Below are 13,900 nucleotides of genomic sequence, written 5' to 3' on the forward strand. Positions count from 1 at the left end.
CTTTATGTCTGCACGAGGCTCTCGAGGTTTTCTCTACAGCCTGAGGCTTTTTTTTTATGATAAATAAGAAGGGAGAAATGGAGATGATCATTTGGATAAACGGGGCTTTCGGTTCTGGAAAAACACAAACCGCCTTCGAACTGCACAGAAGGCTGAAAGCATCTTATGTGTATGATCCTGAGAAATGGGGTTTGCGCTGCGCTCCATGATACCGCCGGAGATCGCGGAAGACGATTTTCAAAGCTATCCCTTATGGCGGACGTTCAATAACCGCCTGTTAGCCTCTCTGACCGATACATACCGCGGCATCATCATTGTGCCTATGACGATTGTACATCCTGAATACTTTTATGAGATCATCGGCAGACTTAGGCATGACGGTCAGACGGTTCACCACTTTACACTAATGGCTTCAAAGGCAACCTTGTTAAAACGGCTGCGCACAAGAGCAGAAGGAAAAAATTCATGGGCCGCCAAACAAATCGGCCGTTGCATTGAAGGGTTGTCATCACCAGTTTTTGCGGATCACCTCCAAACAGACAACATGTCGATTCAGGAGGTGGCAGAAACCATTGCCGCAAGAGCCAATCTTCCATTAGACCCTGATACGAGGGGCGGCCTCCGAAGGTTCACCGACAGATTGATGGTAAAGCTAAATCATATCCGCATTAAATAAAGATTCCGCACAGAAAGCCCGAGTAGACTTTATGTCTGCTCTTTTTTTTTATGCATTGAACCCTTGTCAAGTGAAGGCAGTGCTTCAAATGTTGATTTCAAAATTGCTTCAGAGCGAGTTGATACATAAAGAGGGTAATCTACCCTTTCTCTTTTTTGCCTGAATGCTGAAATAGCACCTGTTTTGTATGAGTATATGTAATATTAGCTTATATTGTGATTGATCATACACTTACTTTATTGAGTTAAAAACATACATAGAACAATAAGATTTATCGTTTAGCAAGAAGCTGCTTTAAAAAGAAGTATGGATAACCAAAAATGATAAATGGAGCTGCTAATATTAGAAGTAACCTAGAACTTGATTGGCTGTTCCTAATGACTCTAATGAAAATACAAGTACCGATGAGAAGATATAATAAACCACCTAAAGTCCAATACATGCGTTATCCTCTTTTCTTTTCCTTCAAAACCCTCTTAATTCGTTTTTTCTATTAAATTTTTTTACTGCTTTTTGAAATTTAGAAGAGCGGTTTTTAAACGTCTTTTCAGTTAGGATTCCTTTTCTTTCTAATGATTCAATGATGAGATCAATCGATTTCATGGGAGATCTCCTCCTAGGGGGTGAAATTCTATAAATACTCTTATTATTTTAATTTTAAAGTTGAATAAATAAAACGTACTAAAAGGCAAGCTTCCTAATGTACTTTTGGGCAAGACTAAAAATTTTTAAAATTTTATTATTGAATTGCAGTGCTAAGGGGAAACGTACTATTGCAGCCTGATATCTTAGTGCGTCTGAAAGAAATCCAATTGGAGCGGATGAAGAAACAAAGCAGTGATACGCAGCTTACTGAAAAGGAAGTCATTGTTCTAAGAGCCATTGCTCAAGGTTTTAAAAGTAAAGCAATCGCATTTGATTTAGGAATATCAGAGAGAACAGTGAAATCCAGATTAACAACGATTTACAATAAATTAGGTGTAAGTTCTAGAACTGAGGCTGTGACAATTGCAATTCAAAAAGGCCTTCTTACGTTAGATATATAGTATCGTTTTTAAATTTGCCCAAACGTGCATGCCCAAATGTACGTTTTTTTTTGTGCAATTATAAATTACTATTAAATAATGATTTATGATTTGAAAGGAGATCAAAATGTCTAGTTGGTTATATAAATTAGGAAAATGGTCTTCGCACAATAAATTCAAAGTGATATGTGCGTGGATGGTATTGTTAATCGCAACGCTAGCATTGGCTATTGCGTTAAAACCCGCTTTTTCTGAGGATATGTCAATTCCAGATACACCTTCAGAGAAAGCTTTAAATGTCCTTGATAAGGAGTTCCCACAGGGGCCGCATAAAGGGAGCATTCGAGTCATATTTGGAGCTAAAGATGGTGAAAAGCTTACTTCAAAATCGGCTCAACAGGCAATAGAAGATACGATAAAAGAAATTAATAAAGATAATTCGGTTAAAACTATTGCGACTCCTTTTTATACTGGAACTATTTCAAAAGATAAAACAGTAGCGTATGCTGATGTCAATTATAAAGTCGCAGCAGATGATATATCGGATTATTCCATTAAACATATAAAAAATAGTTTGTCAGTAGCTAATGACAAAGGATTGCAAACTGAATTAAATGGAGATATGCCTGGAGCTAAGATAGAAGTCGGCGGTGTGTCTGAAATCATTGGTGTTATTTTAGCTTTTGTGATACTAGCTATTACTTTTGGCTCTTTGCTGTTAGCTGGTTTACCTATTCTAACTGCAATCATTGGATTGGGTACAAGTCTTGGAATCATTTTGATTGGTACTCAAGTATTCGATATTGCTTCTGTCAGTCTTTCATTAGCTGCAATGATTGGTCTAGCTGTTGGAATTGATTATGCATTATTTATCTTTACAAAGCACAGGAAGTTTTTGGGGGAAGGCTTGCAAAAAAATGAATCTATTGCAAGAGCCACAGGGACTGCAGGTAGTGCAGTTGTTTTTGCTGGTCTTACGGTTATTGTAGCTCTATGCGGTTTAACTGTGGTTGGAATTCCCTTCATATCTACAATGGGACTCACAGCAGCGCTAAGTGTGTTTACAGCTGTTTTGGCCTCTATTACGTTAGTACCTGCAGTATTATCAATAATAGGAAGACATGCAATTGGAAAATCAACTAAGAAAAATGAAAAGCAACATTCTGAAATAAGTTTCTGGGGACGATTTGTAACAAAAAACCCTATCATTATAGGTTTATCAGGTATCCTCCTCTTAATTGTGATTAGTATACCTTCTCTTCATATGGAATTGGGTTTACCAAATGACGGGATGAATGCTAAGGATAACCCGGCAAGGAAAGCTTATGATTTATTGGCGGACGGTTTTGGAGAAGGGTTTAACGGTCAACTGTCAGTTGTTGCAGATGCTAGAGGTGCTACAGGAGACAAAAACAAAGCATTCGCAGAAGCGGTTAAAGAAATTAAAAATCTAGACCATGTTAAAAGCGTCACACCTCCAATTCCAAATAAAAAAGGTGATTTTGCTATAATAACAGTTGTGCCTGCAACAGGTCCCAATGATCCAACTACTAAGGATTTAGTTAAAGATGTAAGAAATTTAAGTGATAAAAAAGGTGTCGATTTACTTGTAACTGGTCCGACTGCAGTTAATATTGATATATCTGATCGGCTTAATGATGCAATTCCAATATTCGCTGCTTTAATTGTAGGTTTTGCTTTCATATTGTTGACAGTTGTATTCCGTTCCCTCCTTGTGCCATTAGTTGCTGTTGTCGGTTTCTTATTGACATTGACGGCTACGCTTGGACTTTCTGTATTCATATTACAGGATGGAAATTTAAATCATTTGTTTTCAATTCCACAAAATGGACCGATCCTTGCTTTCTTGCCAATTCTAGTAATCGGTATTCTTTTTGGATTAGCAATGGATTATCAAGTATTTCTTGTTAGCAGTATGCGTGAAGAATATATTAAAACAAAAAATCCTATTCAAGCGATTCAAGCAGGGCTGAAACATAATGGCCCCGTTGTTATAGCAGCCGGGTTAATCATGATATTTGTTTTTTCAGGGTTTATTTTCTCACATGAAGGTACTATCAAAGCCATGGGGCTGGCACTTACATTCGGTGTGTTATTTGATGCATTTATTGTAAGAATGACCATTATTCCAAGTGTTATGAAATTGATGGGTAACGCGGCTTGGTATTTACCAAAATGGTTAGACAAGGTCATTCCGAATGTCGATATAGAAGGACATCAATTAACACAAGAAATACAGACAGCGGAAGAATCTGAAAACATACAGAAAATAAGCATATAGAAACAAACTTTATAATCAATTTTTATTTTGAGCAAGACATTTATTAATTGATGGATATTAACAACTAAATGGAACCCTATTTTCTTAAAAACTTTGGAAAATAGGGTTTTATATAAAAAGGTAAGTTTGTACAAAAGACCTATTACTAAGCTATGCAATTATTAAATAGAGTGACTCTTTTTATTGAGAATTTATTTATGCCATGTTTTGAATTAAATGATATTTCAAATAAGAAAGGTGAACAGTCTATGCAAATTAAAGAAATTTTTTTTATTAGGTGTATATCTTGTTTGAGTGTAGTGTTAATTCATGCAATTGCTATTCAATCAATGCCGAATGAATCATCGGCACTGGTATCGCTGCTGATGTTCAGTACACCTAGCTTTATTTTTATTTCTGAGTTCTTGTTAGCTCATTCATATCCTAATGGTACACCTAAGGGTTTTCTGAAAAAAAGAATAAAATTTATTTTTATTCCGTTTGTTTCCATGGGTGTGATTGATGCGTTCTTGATGACCATCACACAAAATAATGCAGGAGGGATGTTAGAATTTTTAAAGAGGATGTCTGCAAATATATTTTTAGGAAACTATATCGGTTATTTTGTTTTAATCATTTTCCAATTTTACATACTTCATATGCTTTTCCACACATTTTTAAGTAAAGCCTCTCCTAAATGGGTGTTACCCTTGTCTTTTTTCTTCACAGCAAGTTATTTATACGGTATAAGATTCTTTCACCTTCCAGTATCACTGCCGAATCCTACCTTTACATTAGAATGGATTCCGTTTTTTGGGTGGTTGTTTTATTTTTGTCTGGCTTATTATTGTGGAAAGAATTACAAGACATTTATTGCGTATTTACATAAATTTCGTTATTGGATTTATGTCTTTGCTGCTTTTTCAGCATTCATGCTCTTATCCTATACGTATCTAGGTTATTTTGAAGTCTCCTCAAAGCGGCCGGATATCTTGTTATACACTACTAGCATTGTATTTTTGTTTTTTCATCTGTTCTCAAAGATAAAAAATGTTCCAGGCTTTGTGATGAAGATAAGCACTTACTCTTTCTCAATATATTTATTACATGGTTACTTTTTGGGGATTGCTCATTTAACTGTCGTAAATTTGCAAGAGACAAGTTGGATATTTGCTTTAATAGTTACTTTTGTAATTGGAGTAGCTGCGTCGATCTTCGCATCATGGATTATTAATCAATTTAAATATGGCTATATGTTTGTCGGGAAGATCAATAAACCCAAAAGAAAAGCTGCAATTTAAAATTAAAATGGACATTCTAAGCTTTCTCAATCATTAATATGTTTGGTTTTAGCAAAATTCTTTTTAATTTTGAAAGCGACTGTTTAGAAATAAATATAGCCCTTTAAATAGTTGAGTGGACTTTGTGTCTGCTCTTTTTTATGCGCTGATCCCTTGTCAAGAAATGTTTAATTTGCCATAATGAAATTAGTGTAAATATTCCAACAACTCAGTATAGATGGGGGAGCTTTCTTGGGTTTTTTAAAGAGAAGCAAAATTCCATATGATTTGGTGACAAAAAAACTAAATGCTTGGAGTATCAGGTGACGCAACAGATGAACCTAAGAATGCAAAAGAAATAGCAGCAGCGATAATGGCGGATCCACCAAATACGAACAATGATTATACAGTAGAAGTCACTTGGGAAGAGCATGGGAAAACACAAAAAGACATTATACAAGTAAATAAAGAAATCAAGCGGTCATTTGTATTTCCTAATGTAATAAAAAGAATTTTTCAAGTTTAAGATAAAGCTAAGACACTCTCATAGGAATACTTTAAAAAGCAGGTGAAGAGCGCTTGCTTTTCCCATGTTTAAATCTTACATTTGTATAAAGGTTTTGTAACAGAAAACACAGCTTCACTTTATTGGGGGCCTAGTGGGTGAATAACCCGTTGAGATTCAAGTTCTCTCGGCTAGCATCAATGATACCAAGGGTTTTGACACCCTTGGTATTTTTTATTTATTTAAAATGTGTTTTGTGACCAAAAGTGTCGATTAACTTATAGTAAGTTATCTAATTTGTCAGCCATCTCTTTTTGTTTATTAGGGTATAGATGGTCATATACATGTCAAGAAACATTACCTCAGTTAACAGTAATTCTTAGGTTCTCCTCAATAACAGTGAGAGTGTGTACTTCAACCATATGAATGATCTCACCGGTACCATAATCACGTGCAGTTTTTATATAATCATTGTATTTCATCACAAATTCATAAATGATATTGGCCTTTTCATTCCATTCATGATAGTTAGCATTTGTTTGAGCATCAGTTTCAGCATTTTTCAATTTATCCTCACGAAAGTAAAAGAAAGCATACTCGATTGTGAATATATTTGCGATAAGTGATTGAATAGATATAAGATCCACTCAATTATGGAGTGGATCTGTTTGTTTTTTATTTATTTGCAGCAGTTGTGACGAAACAAGAGATTCATTAAAACCCTTTACGCAACCAGGTTGTGGCAAGATCAATTGCTCCGCGCGCAGCTTCAGTTTTGGCTAAGGCGTTGAGCATCACGAAATCGTGAATGATACCTTGGAAACGTACGGCAGTGACCGGAACACCGGCTTCACGAAGTTTATTGGCATATGCTTCTCCCTCGTCACGAAGTACATCAGCTTCAGCTGTGATAATCAATGCAGGCGGAAGCCCTTGAAGCTGCTCAGTAGTTGCACGTAGAGGTGATGCTGTAATTTCAGCACGCTCGTTCGAATTGGTTGTGTACTGGTCCCAAAACCACATCATCGCGTCCTTGCGTAAAAAGTATCCTGTAGCAAACTGGTGATAGGATTCCGTATCGAAAGAAGCGTCTGTTACCGGATAGAAAAGTAATTGCTGTCGGATATTCAAGTCACCTCGTGCTTTGGCCATTAGCGTGACAGCAGCAGTCATATTGCCTCCAACACTATCACCTGCAATTGTTAGACTCTCGGGAATCATGCCGTTCTCACGGCCATTTTCAGCTGCCCACTTCACTACTGCAAAGATTTCTTCAATGGCTGTCGGATATTTTGCTTCTGGAGATAAGGTGTAATTTGGAAAGACAATAGCAGCTTGTGCTCCAACTGCGAGCTCACGGATGAGCCGATCATGTGTATGCTCATTACCAAATACCCAGCCGGCCCCATGAATGTACACGATGACAGGAAGGTGCGCAGGCGCATTCTGTGGGCGCATTATTCTTACTGATACCTGTCCGCTCGGTCCTCCTGAAATCATAATATCTTCAATATCAACTGGCAGTTTATCAATTGGGTCAGATTGAACCTCATCTACAGCTTCTCGTCCTTTCTCAGGTCCAAGGTCGAATAGATAGGGTGGGTTTGCGGTTGCTTCTGCAAATTCTTGAGCTGCTTTTTCTAATTGTACTTTTTTTAACATAGATCTCACTCCTTATTTGAAGGTTGGTAACTTTTATTCCATTACCTTTTGATCTTGGCATCTTTCGTCTTACATTGCTGTTGTAATGATTTGTACATCAATATTTCCGCGAGTAGCTTTAGAATATGGACATACTTGATGAGCTGCATGGGTTAATTCTTCCGCTTGCTCTTGAGATACCCCTTGAATTTCCACCTCCAAAACAACTCCGATTTTATAACCATTATCACTTTCATCTTTTAATAAACTTACTTTACCAGTAACAGCTGATTCGATTTTTAATCGTTGTCTTTGGGCTGCTAAATGAAGAGCACTGTCATAACAAGCTGAATAGCCTGCCGCAAATAATTGTTCTGGATTTGTAGCCGTGGATGCTTGATTTGGTTTTGGCATAGCTAAATCCAAATCAATAATAAGATCATTAGATTTTACATGACCTTCTCTTCCGCCTTTTGTTGTAGCTTCTGCTGTAAAATATACTGTCATCATCAAACACTCCTATAAATTAAATTTAACACAATTGAATTTTAATCAATATAGTTATCGTTGTCAATTAAATTTTTAAAAATTTAATTGTTCTCAATTTAAATTCATAATGAAAATCCTCTAAATTATTGATTAGACTAAAATAAAGAACAGTTTTCGGCAGTTTAAAGTTAGTGTACATAATAACCATATTGAGAAAATAGAAGATCATATTATTGGCGGCTCAATAAATCTATGAGTCGGTCTAAACAATATAGTATCGGTAATAATAAGAAAGCCTCTCAAACACATGGTGGTTATAAATAAAGATAGATTCTTTCTGATTTTCCATGTATATAAGTTATGATTAATTAAATTGTTAGTCATTCAATTTTACTTAATGTAATTCTTGTGCTATTATGTGTAATAATGAATATAAATATTGTGAGGGATTTAACATGAAGAATGATGATAAATTACTGTTAAGTAATCATCTATGTTTTGCGATTTATGCAGCTTCCCGTGAAATGATAAAGTTATACCATCCTCTCTTAAAAGAATTAGGAATTACTTATCCACAGTATTTGGTTCTTCTTGTTTTATGGGAGAAGGAAAAAATATCTGTTAAAGGTTTAGGCGAAGAATTATATCTAGACTCCGGAACATTAACTCCAGTTTTAAAACGACTTGAGGAGCGAGGTCTTATTATAAGAGAGCGTTCAAAAGAGGATGAACGAAGTGTAATTATTACGTTAACAACTGAAGGGAATGAGTTTAAAGAAAAAGTCACATCGATTCCTAACGCAGTATTTGATAAAACCGGTTGTAATGAAGAAGAAATTAAAAGTTATAACAAGGAAATTCGTAATTTGCTTAACATGCTGACAACTGAGCAATAGTTTTATGAATATAGATGGAGGGCCTAGTGGGTGAATAACCCGTGGAGGTTCAAGTCCTCTCGGCCGCATCAATGATACCAAGGGTTGTAGACCCCTGGTATTTTTTTATGCTCTCTTTTAATTTTAGGGTGGTTTACTCCTTTTTACCCCGCTTGTTAGAATAATTCATCCAGCTTATCAGCAGTTTCTTTTTGTTTATTAGGAAAGAGATGACCATAAACATCGATTGTTGTTTTGATTGAAGCATGTCCTAGTCGTTCCTTTATTGTGATGTAATCTTCTCCTTGGTGTATTAATAGTGCAACATGTGAATGTCTCAGATCATGAAGGCAGATCAGTTCTACTTCTTTACAAATTGTTTTGATTTTTCGGCTACGGAACTCCTAAATATATTGAAGTTCCATTCTTGTGATATTGACTTGTTCAACGAACACACCCAATAGGCTAAGTAAAACTCTTCTAAACTAATTTATTTTTAATCACCGTTATCTAGAGCTATTACTATAGTGTCTAGGTGAAAATACGTTTTTTAATGCACTTATTATTCCAGGCACAAGAAAGAAGACGCCAAAAAAGACAGTAAGTAAATTTAATTGTGGTGTTTTATAAAAGGTAAACCATTGTATAAAAATAGACGATTCCGTAATTCTCCCAAATAGTGTCCCATCAATCTCTCTATAATTAGGTAACCATCCTGTTGTTTCAAATGTTATAAAAATCACCTGTGACAATAAAAATACACCAATTTGAGAAACCCAATATTTTTTAAAAAATGAAACACTTTTTTGCTTTTCAGCCAACTAATATTCCTCCCTGCATTAGATATCATTTTATATTAAAATACAGAAAATTTAAGAATGAATTTCAAATATAATATCTTTTTCTATTGTTTATAGTGTATCATATGTTTCCATATTTTGTGTTAAGTTTCTTTTAATCATCAAGTTATTTATAGTAACAGTATTCATTTGATGTTGAATGGACTCGAACACATAAATAGATGATCTAAATAATGCTTACGAGACAATAAAGGAAATAGAAGAGCAGGGCAATTGGCAGGAATGCTTGAATGTTATTATTTCTTTTTCTTGGGTATGCACGAATTTAGACGAAAAGAGTTAACAACTGCTATAAGTGCTTATAGGATTGCTGAATCTAAGTTATATCAGGTTGAGGATGAATTAGAGAGGGCAGAATTTTTCTTCAAAGTGTCGTACGTTTATTATGATATGAAACAGACTTATTTCTCAATGAACTATGCTAATCGAGCACTGAAAATATTTAAGAAATATGATGAATATGCTTTTCAGACAATGCGATGTTAATTTATTGCAGCGGGTAATTTGATTGATTCTTTTGAGTTTGAAATGACTTTACAGCAATTTTTAAAGATATTGCAGAGGAGATAAAGATTGATCATTTCATTGGTATGTCTCACATGAATATTGGAATTTGTTATGAGGAATTAAAGGATTTGATAAAGCGGCTAATCATCTAGATGTATCAATTAGAATTTTCGGAAAATCTGAACACATCTTTTTAACAAAAGCTTTATTTGCTATGGCTCATGTGGAGGCGAAAAGAAATAATTTTAATGTTGCTCAGGAATATTATTTGCAGGGTAAAGAGTTAGAGAAAGAAGCAAGAAGAGTTATTCGAAAAAAAGAAAGGGTCAACTCCCCTCCCTCTTTATGCACCAACTCGATCTGCGGCAATTTTGAAACCACCATTTGGAGTAGTGTCTTCATCTGCAAAATGAGATAGTCTGGAGTTGCTAAAAGCTTTTTATTGATGATTGTATGGAAAAAAATGTTCCTGTCGAATATATAAAAAAATCTACATATTGCCTTTTTGTATAAAAAAATATACAATTGGGTGGAATTTTAAAAAATGAGGTAATTAGACGTGGAAGAAATTAAGAAAGTATTAGAGAGTTTTATCCCTATAGCAAAATCTACTGCAAAAATGTTTGGATCAAACTGTGAAGTCGTTATTCATGATTTGACGAACCCTCAAGCCTCTGTAATGTTTACAGTAAATAACCATGTTACAGGAAGAGAAATCGGTCAATCATTTGATCACCTAGTAAAGACTGTATTACAATCAGAAGATTTTAAAGAAGATTATCTTGCAGGTTATACATTTGTAACAGAAGATAAGCGTACGATTCGTTCTTCGACTTCGTTAATACGTGATTCCAAGCAAAAAGTGATTGGTGCTTTCTGCATAAATTTTGATGTTGAAGCACTGAATCAAATGCAACAATTTATGAATACTTTTCTTTCTACACAAGTTGAAGTTCAGGAGAATGAAACAAAATCAGATGATGATATTGAAAATGTTGAAGGAATAGTGGATCAATTGATTCAACAAATTATTCAAAACAGTGTTCATCCAGTCATGAAACGTCATGAAAAGATTGAATTAATAAGATTTATGGACGAAAAAGGCATTTTTCTAATGAAAGGATCTGTTGAGAAGGTCGCATCTTTGTTAGGTATATCCAAAGTAACAGTTTATAGTTATTTGGATGAAATCAAAAATAAATCAAGTTAAGGGGAATCAAATGAAAAGCATCTTTGAAGTAGGAAATCTAAAATCAAATGGACACTATGCATTGGCAACAGCTCATCAGAACACTGTCTATGTATCAGGGCAATTTGCTATTCATCCAGAAACCTGTGAAAGAAAATTTGGCACCATCGAAGAAGAAACACTACAAGCACTTAAGAATGTGGAAATGATTGTAGAAGCAGCTGGAAGTAAAAAAGAGAAGATTTTGCGTATAACATTATATATTCCAGATGTGAAATTATGGGATAAAGCAGATGCTGTGTGTAAGGAATTTTTCGGTGACCATAAACCAGCTCGTACCGTTGTACCAACTAATGAATTACATTTTGGATTCAAAATTGAAATTGATGCTATTGCATATATTTAGTTATATTTTTTTGTCTATATCGTATAAAAAAATCTAATTTGTATAAAAAATTATTCGAAAGGATTGATAAATGATGAAACAATTTGTTTGTAACAGTTGTGGTAAAAAGCATGATATTACACCAACTTTATGGAAATGTGAATGTGGCGGAGTATTAAACATAGTAAAAGATACCCCAAAAGTTGATATTGCAGCTTGGAATAACTATCCAAACTCATTATGGCGTTATTTTGAAACCATGCCATTCGCAAAAGATTCGAAGACATGGGAATCCGTGACAATGGGTGAAGGTCAATCACCTTTAATCGTTCTAGACCATATCGAGACCAATACGTATGTAAAAGTTGATTATATGATGCCTACATTATCCTTTAAAGATCGAGGAGCCGTTGTTTTGATGACAAAGGCAAAAGAATTAGGGGTATCAAAAGTAATTGCTGATAGCAGTGGTAATGCAGGAACGGCTATTGCAGCTTATGCAGCACGTTGTAATATTGCCTGTGATATATATCTAAGTGATGAAACTTCACCCAAAAAGATTGCTCAAATAAAAGCCCACGGAGCAACGATTAAAAAGATTCGTGGTACACGAGAGGACATTGCAGCCGCAGCACAAAAAGCTGTAGACGAAGAAAAAGTTTTTTACGCAAGTCATGTGTATAATCCTTATTTTTATGAAGGAACGAAAACATATGCCTATGAAATTTATGAACAATTAAATGGTGCGCCTGATGCTTTAATTATTCCGGTTGGAAACGGTACGCTTCTCCTAGGTGCGTACTATGGCTTTAAAGAGTTATTTGAAAATGGATTAATTGATAAAATACCGAAAATCGTTGCCATTCAAGCGGAGAACTGTGCGCCCCTTGTGAAAGCTTACCAAACCGGGGAGGAATCAGCACAACCCGTTGCAAATAAAGGTACTTTAGCGGAAGGGATATCTATTGCTGCACCAGCGCGTTCCAAACAAATTTTAGAAGCTGTACGTAATACCAATGGTACGTTTATTGATATTGAAGAAGATGAGATTCTGAGTGCACGAGCAAAACTGAGTACGAAAGGATTTTATGTGGAAGTGACATCAGCAGTAAACTATGCTGGCTACATCAAGTATAAAAAGGCACCAGAAGAAAAAATAATCATACCTCTTTGTGGCGCAGGTATTAAATCAAAATAAATCCAGAAGGCCTGTTAAACATTTATAATGGTGTGAAAGTTGATTGTGATAAAAAATCACATGGAAAAGGTGTGCTTGTTGTTCTCAATGATCGTATTGGATCCGCACGTTTTATAACAAAAACGAACACTGCAACGGTAGACCCGTTTAAGGCCTGAAACAAGGATACATTGGCTCAATTGTTGGAGGAGAGGTTTACTATTTTTATAAAGATATTACCTATCGCCATACTACCGAAACAGCCTTTGACGTAAGGTTAATCAACGAGTTGTCTAAGGTTTCGATTATATATGCGCATCAAGGGGATAATCGTTATTTATATGACGCAGCGGTACAAGCAGGTGCAAAAGGAATTATTGTAGCTACGGCTGAAGGCTATACTATTTCTAAACAAGCAGAAGTTGAAATTCATGATGCGTTAAACAACGGGGTTACCGTCATACGGTCATCTCGACTCAATAGGGGAATTGTTAGCCGTACTGATATGGATAATCAACTCGGATAGTCGTATCTGAATCATGAAATCCCACAAAAGCACGGATTCTTCTTATGCTAGCATTAAGCTTAACAAATGATAAAAATGAGATTCAACAGTATGATATACTAATTTTTAAATGTTCCTTAGAGAATAAAAACATAGAATGGATTTTGACGTTTACCGTATGGACAGATTGATATCATTATGTTTTGATTCACCATTTTTTAACCATAATTCGTATAAACATATAGAAATGGTATAACGAGAAGTTACGGAGTGTAATGAAAACAAGCTTTCATAACCAATGTTAAAGATTTACTATGTTGAGGGCCTAGTGGGTGAATAACCCGTGGATATTCAAGTCCTCTCGGCCGCATCCCGATAATACCAAGGATTTAATCACCTTTGGTATTTTTTGTTGCAAGTACATTTGGCATTAAAAAAGTGCTGACCTCTGCACAAAAACTTTGCGCGAGTCTGCACTTTTATTCTGTAAGATACACTGCCCATT

General features: G+C 35.2%; 15 protein-coding genes and 4 pseudogenes. 12 read left to right on the forward strand and 7 right to left on the reverse strand.

All coding sequences use genetic code 11. From position 1 onward, the window contains the following. The first annotated feature begins 83 nt into the window (after positions 1 to 83). Positions 84 to 676 (forward strand): annotated as a pseudogene (tmrB, locus tag G4P54_RS02730) (tunicamycin resistance ATP-binding TmrB). 271 nt (positions 677 to 947) lie between these two features. Here the strand turns inward: tmrB and G4P54_RS21185 are convergent. Both G4P54_RS21185 and G4P54_RS02735 read right to left on the reverse strand, forming a co-directional pair. Next, positions 948 to 1,118 carry a hypothetical protein gene (locus G4P54_RS21185; protein WP_240939717.1) on the reverse strand — a complete coding sequence of 57 codons (171 nt, stop codon included), beginning with the start codon at positions 1,116 to 1,118 and terminating at the stop codon, positions 948 to 950. Between the two features lie 23 nt (positions 1,119 to 1,141). Continuing rightward, complete coding sequence (locus G4P54_RS02735) at positions 1,142 to 1,279, reverse strand: hypothetical protein (RefSeq protein ID WP_167871448.1); 138 nt, start codon at positions 1,277 to 1,279, stop codon at positions 1,142 to 1,144. 146 nt (positions 1,280 to 1,425) lie between these two features. Between G4P54_RS02735 and ydfI the strand changes: the two are divergent. From ydfI to G4P54_RS02755, 4 genes and pseudogenes are all read left to right on the forward strand, one after another. After that, positions 1,426 to 1,722: pseudogene (gene ydfI / locus G4P54_RS02740) on the forward strand (two-component system response regulator YdfI); the annotation flags it as partial. A gap of 106 nt (positions 1,723 to 1,828) precedes the next feature. Beyond that, a complete protein-coding gene (locus G4P54_RS02745; protein ID WP_167871698.1) occupies positions 1,829 to 4,003 on the forward strand; it encodes an MMPL family transporter in 2,175 nt (724 codons plus the stop codon). A 248-nt stretch (positions 4,004 to 4,251) separates the two neighbouring features. After that, positions 4,252 to 5,283 (forward strand): acyltransferase family protein, encoded by a 1,032-nt coding sequence (locus tag G4P54_RS02750; RefSeq protein WP_167871699.1) that lies wholly within the window; start codon positions 4,252 to 4,254, stop codon positions 5,281 to 5,283. Between the two features lie 286 nt (positions 5,284 to 5,569). Continuing rightward, positions 5,570 to 5,788, forward strand: coding sequence for a hypothetical protein (locus tag G4P54_RS02755; protein WP_240939718.1), 219 nt, complete (start codon positions 5,570 to 5,572; stop codon positions 5,786 to 5,788). 341 nt (positions 5,789 to 6,129) lie between these two features. On the opposite strand, the gene G4P54_RS02760 is transcribed toward G4P54_RS02755, so the two are convergent. The 3 genes from G4P54_RS02760 to G4P54_RS02770 form a co-directional block, all read right to left on the reverse strand. Next, a complete protein-coding gene (locus tag G4P54_RS02760) occupies positions 6,130 to 6,333 on the reverse strand; it encodes a hypothetical protein (RefSeq protein ID WP_240939720.1) in 204 nt (67 codons plus the stop codon). 148 nt (positions 6,334 to 6,481) lie between these two features. Then, the gene (locus tag G4P54_RS02765; protein ID WP_167871700.1) at positions 6,482 to 7,429 is read right to left on the reverse strand and encodes an alpha/beta hydrolase; all 948 of its coding nucleotides are present in this window, start codon (positions 7,427 to 7,429) and stop codon (positions 6,482 to 6,484) included. Positions 7,430 to 7,498: 69 nt separating this feature from the next. Beyond that, the gene (locus G4P54_RS02770; protein ID WP_167871701.1) at positions 7,499 to 7,918 is read right to left on the reverse strand and encodes an organic hydroperoxide resistance protein; all 420 of its coding nucleotides are present in this window, start codon (positions 7,916 to 7,918) and stop codon (positions 7,499 to 7,501) included. 434 nt (positions 7,919 to 8,352) lie between these two features. Between G4P54_RS02770 and G4P54_RS02775 the strand changes: the two genes are divergently transcribed. After that, on the forward strand, positions 8,353 to 8,793 hold the full coding sequence (locus tag G4P54_RS02775) for a MarR family winged helix-turn-helix transcriptional regulator (protein ID WP_167871702.1): 441 nt from the start codon (positions 8,353 to 8,355) through the stop codon (positions 8,791 to 8,793). A 155-nt stretch (positions 8,794 to 8,948) separates the two neighbouring features. Here G4P54_RS02775 and G4P54_RS02780 read toward each other — a convergent pair. Together G4P54_RS02780 and G4P54_RS02785 are read right to left on the reverse strand one after the other, a co-directional pair. Then, a pseudogene (locus tag G4P54_RS02780) lies at positions 8,949 to 9,167 on the reverse strand (tyrosine-type recombinase/integrase); the annotation flags it as partial. 111 nt (positions 9,168 to 9,278) lie between these two features. After that, the gene (locus G4P54_RS02785) at positions 9,279 to 9,593 is read right to left on the reverse strand and encodes a YfzA family protein (protein ID WP_024714430.1); all 315 of its coding nucleotides are present in this window, start codon (positions 9,591 to 9,593) and stop codon (positions 9,279 to 9,281) included. A 196-nt stretch (positions 9,594 to 9,789) separates the two neighbouring features. Here G4P54_RS02785 and G4P54_RS21595 point away from each other — a divergent pair. The 6 genes and pseudogenes from G4P54_RS21595 to G4P54_RS02810 form a co-directional block, all read left to right on the forward strand. Further along, positions 9,790 to 10,419, forward strand: a pseudogene (locus tag G4P54_RS21595) (tetratricopeptide repeat protein); the annotation flags it as partial. Between the two features lie 279 nt (positions 10,420 to 10,698). Then, entirely contained in the window at positions 10,699 to 11,349 is a 651-nt protein-coding gene (locus tag G4P54_RS02790) for a helix-turn-helix transcriptional regulator (protein ID WP_167871703.1), read from the forward strand. Positions 11,350 to 11,359: 10 nt separating this feature from the next. Then, a complete protein-coding gene (locus tag G4P54_RS02795) occupies positions 11,360 to 11,734 on the forward strand; it encodes a RidA family protein (protein WP_024714427.1) in 375 nt (124 codons plus the stop codon). A 73-nt stretch (positions 11,735 to 11,807) separates the two neighbouring features. Then, positions 11,808 to 12,911, forward strand: a complete 1,104-nt coding sequence (locus G4P54_RS02800) for a threonine synthase (RefSeq protein WP_024714426.1) — start codon at positions 11,808 to 11,810, stop codon at positions 12,909 to 12,911. 32 nt (positions 12,912 to 12,943) lie between these two features. Further along, the gene (locus G4P54_RS21600; RefSeq protein WP_167871704.1) at positions 12,944 to 13,069 is read left to right on the forward strand and encodes an asparaginase domain-containing protein; all 126 of its coding nucleotides are present in this window, start codon (positions 12,944 to 12,946) and stop codon (positions 13,067 to 13,069) included. A 110-nt stretch (positions 13,070 to 13,179) separates the two neighbouring features. Next, positions 13,180 to 13,416 (forward strand): hypothetical protein, encoded by a 237-nt coding sequence (locus G4P54_RS02810; protein WP_240939721.1) that lies wholly within the window; start codon positions 13,180 to 13,182, stop codon positions 13,414 to 13,416. The last annotated feature ends 484 nt before the right edge of the window (positions 13,417 to 13,900 follow it).

Source organism: Bacillus tequilensis (assembly GCF_012225885.1).
Classification (GTDB): domain Bacteria; phylum Bacillota; class Bacilli; order Bacillales; family Bacillaceae; genus Bacillus; species Bacillus tequilensis.

Coding starts and splice junctions, on each gene's coding strand:
- G4P54_RS21185 (WP_240939717.1), bottom strand. CDS start 1,118: ATGTATTGGACTTTAGGTGGTTTATTATATCTTCTCATCGGTACTTGT.
- G4P54_RS02735 (WP_167871448.1), bottom strand. CDS start 1,279: ATGAAATCGATTGATCTCATCATTGAATCATTAGAAAGAAAAGGAATC.
- G4P54_RS02745 (WP_167871698.1), top strand. CDS start 1,829: ATGTCTAGTTGGTTATATAAATTAGGAAAATGGTCTTCGCACAATAAA.
- G4P54_RS02750 (WP_167871699.1), top strand. CDS start 4,252: ATGCAAATTAAAGAAATTTTTTTTATTAGGTGTATATCTTGTTTGAGT.
- G4P54_RS02755 (WP_240939718.1), top strand. CDS start 5,570: ATGCTTGGAGTATCAGGTGACGCAACAGATGAACCTAAGAATGCAAAA.
- G4P54_RS02765 (WP_167871700.1), bottom strand. CDS start 7,429: ATGTTAAAAAAAGTACAATTAGAAAAAGCAGCTCAAGAATTTGCAGAA.
- G4P54_RS02770 (WP_167871701.1), bottom strand. CDS start 7,918: ATGATGACAGTATATTTTACAGCAGAAGCTACAACAAAAGGCGGAAGA.
- G4P54_RS02775 (WP_167871702.1), top strand. CDS start 8,353: ATGAAGAATGATGATAAATTACTGTTAAGTAATCATCTATGTTTTGCG.
- G4P54_RS02795 (WP_024714427.1), top strand. CDS start 11,360: ATGAAAAGCATCTTTGAAGTAGGAAATCTAAAATCAAATGGACACTAT.
- G4P54_RS02800 (WP_024714426.1), top strand. CDS start 11,808: ATGAAACAATTTGTTTGTAACAGTTGTGGTAAAAAGCATGATATTACA.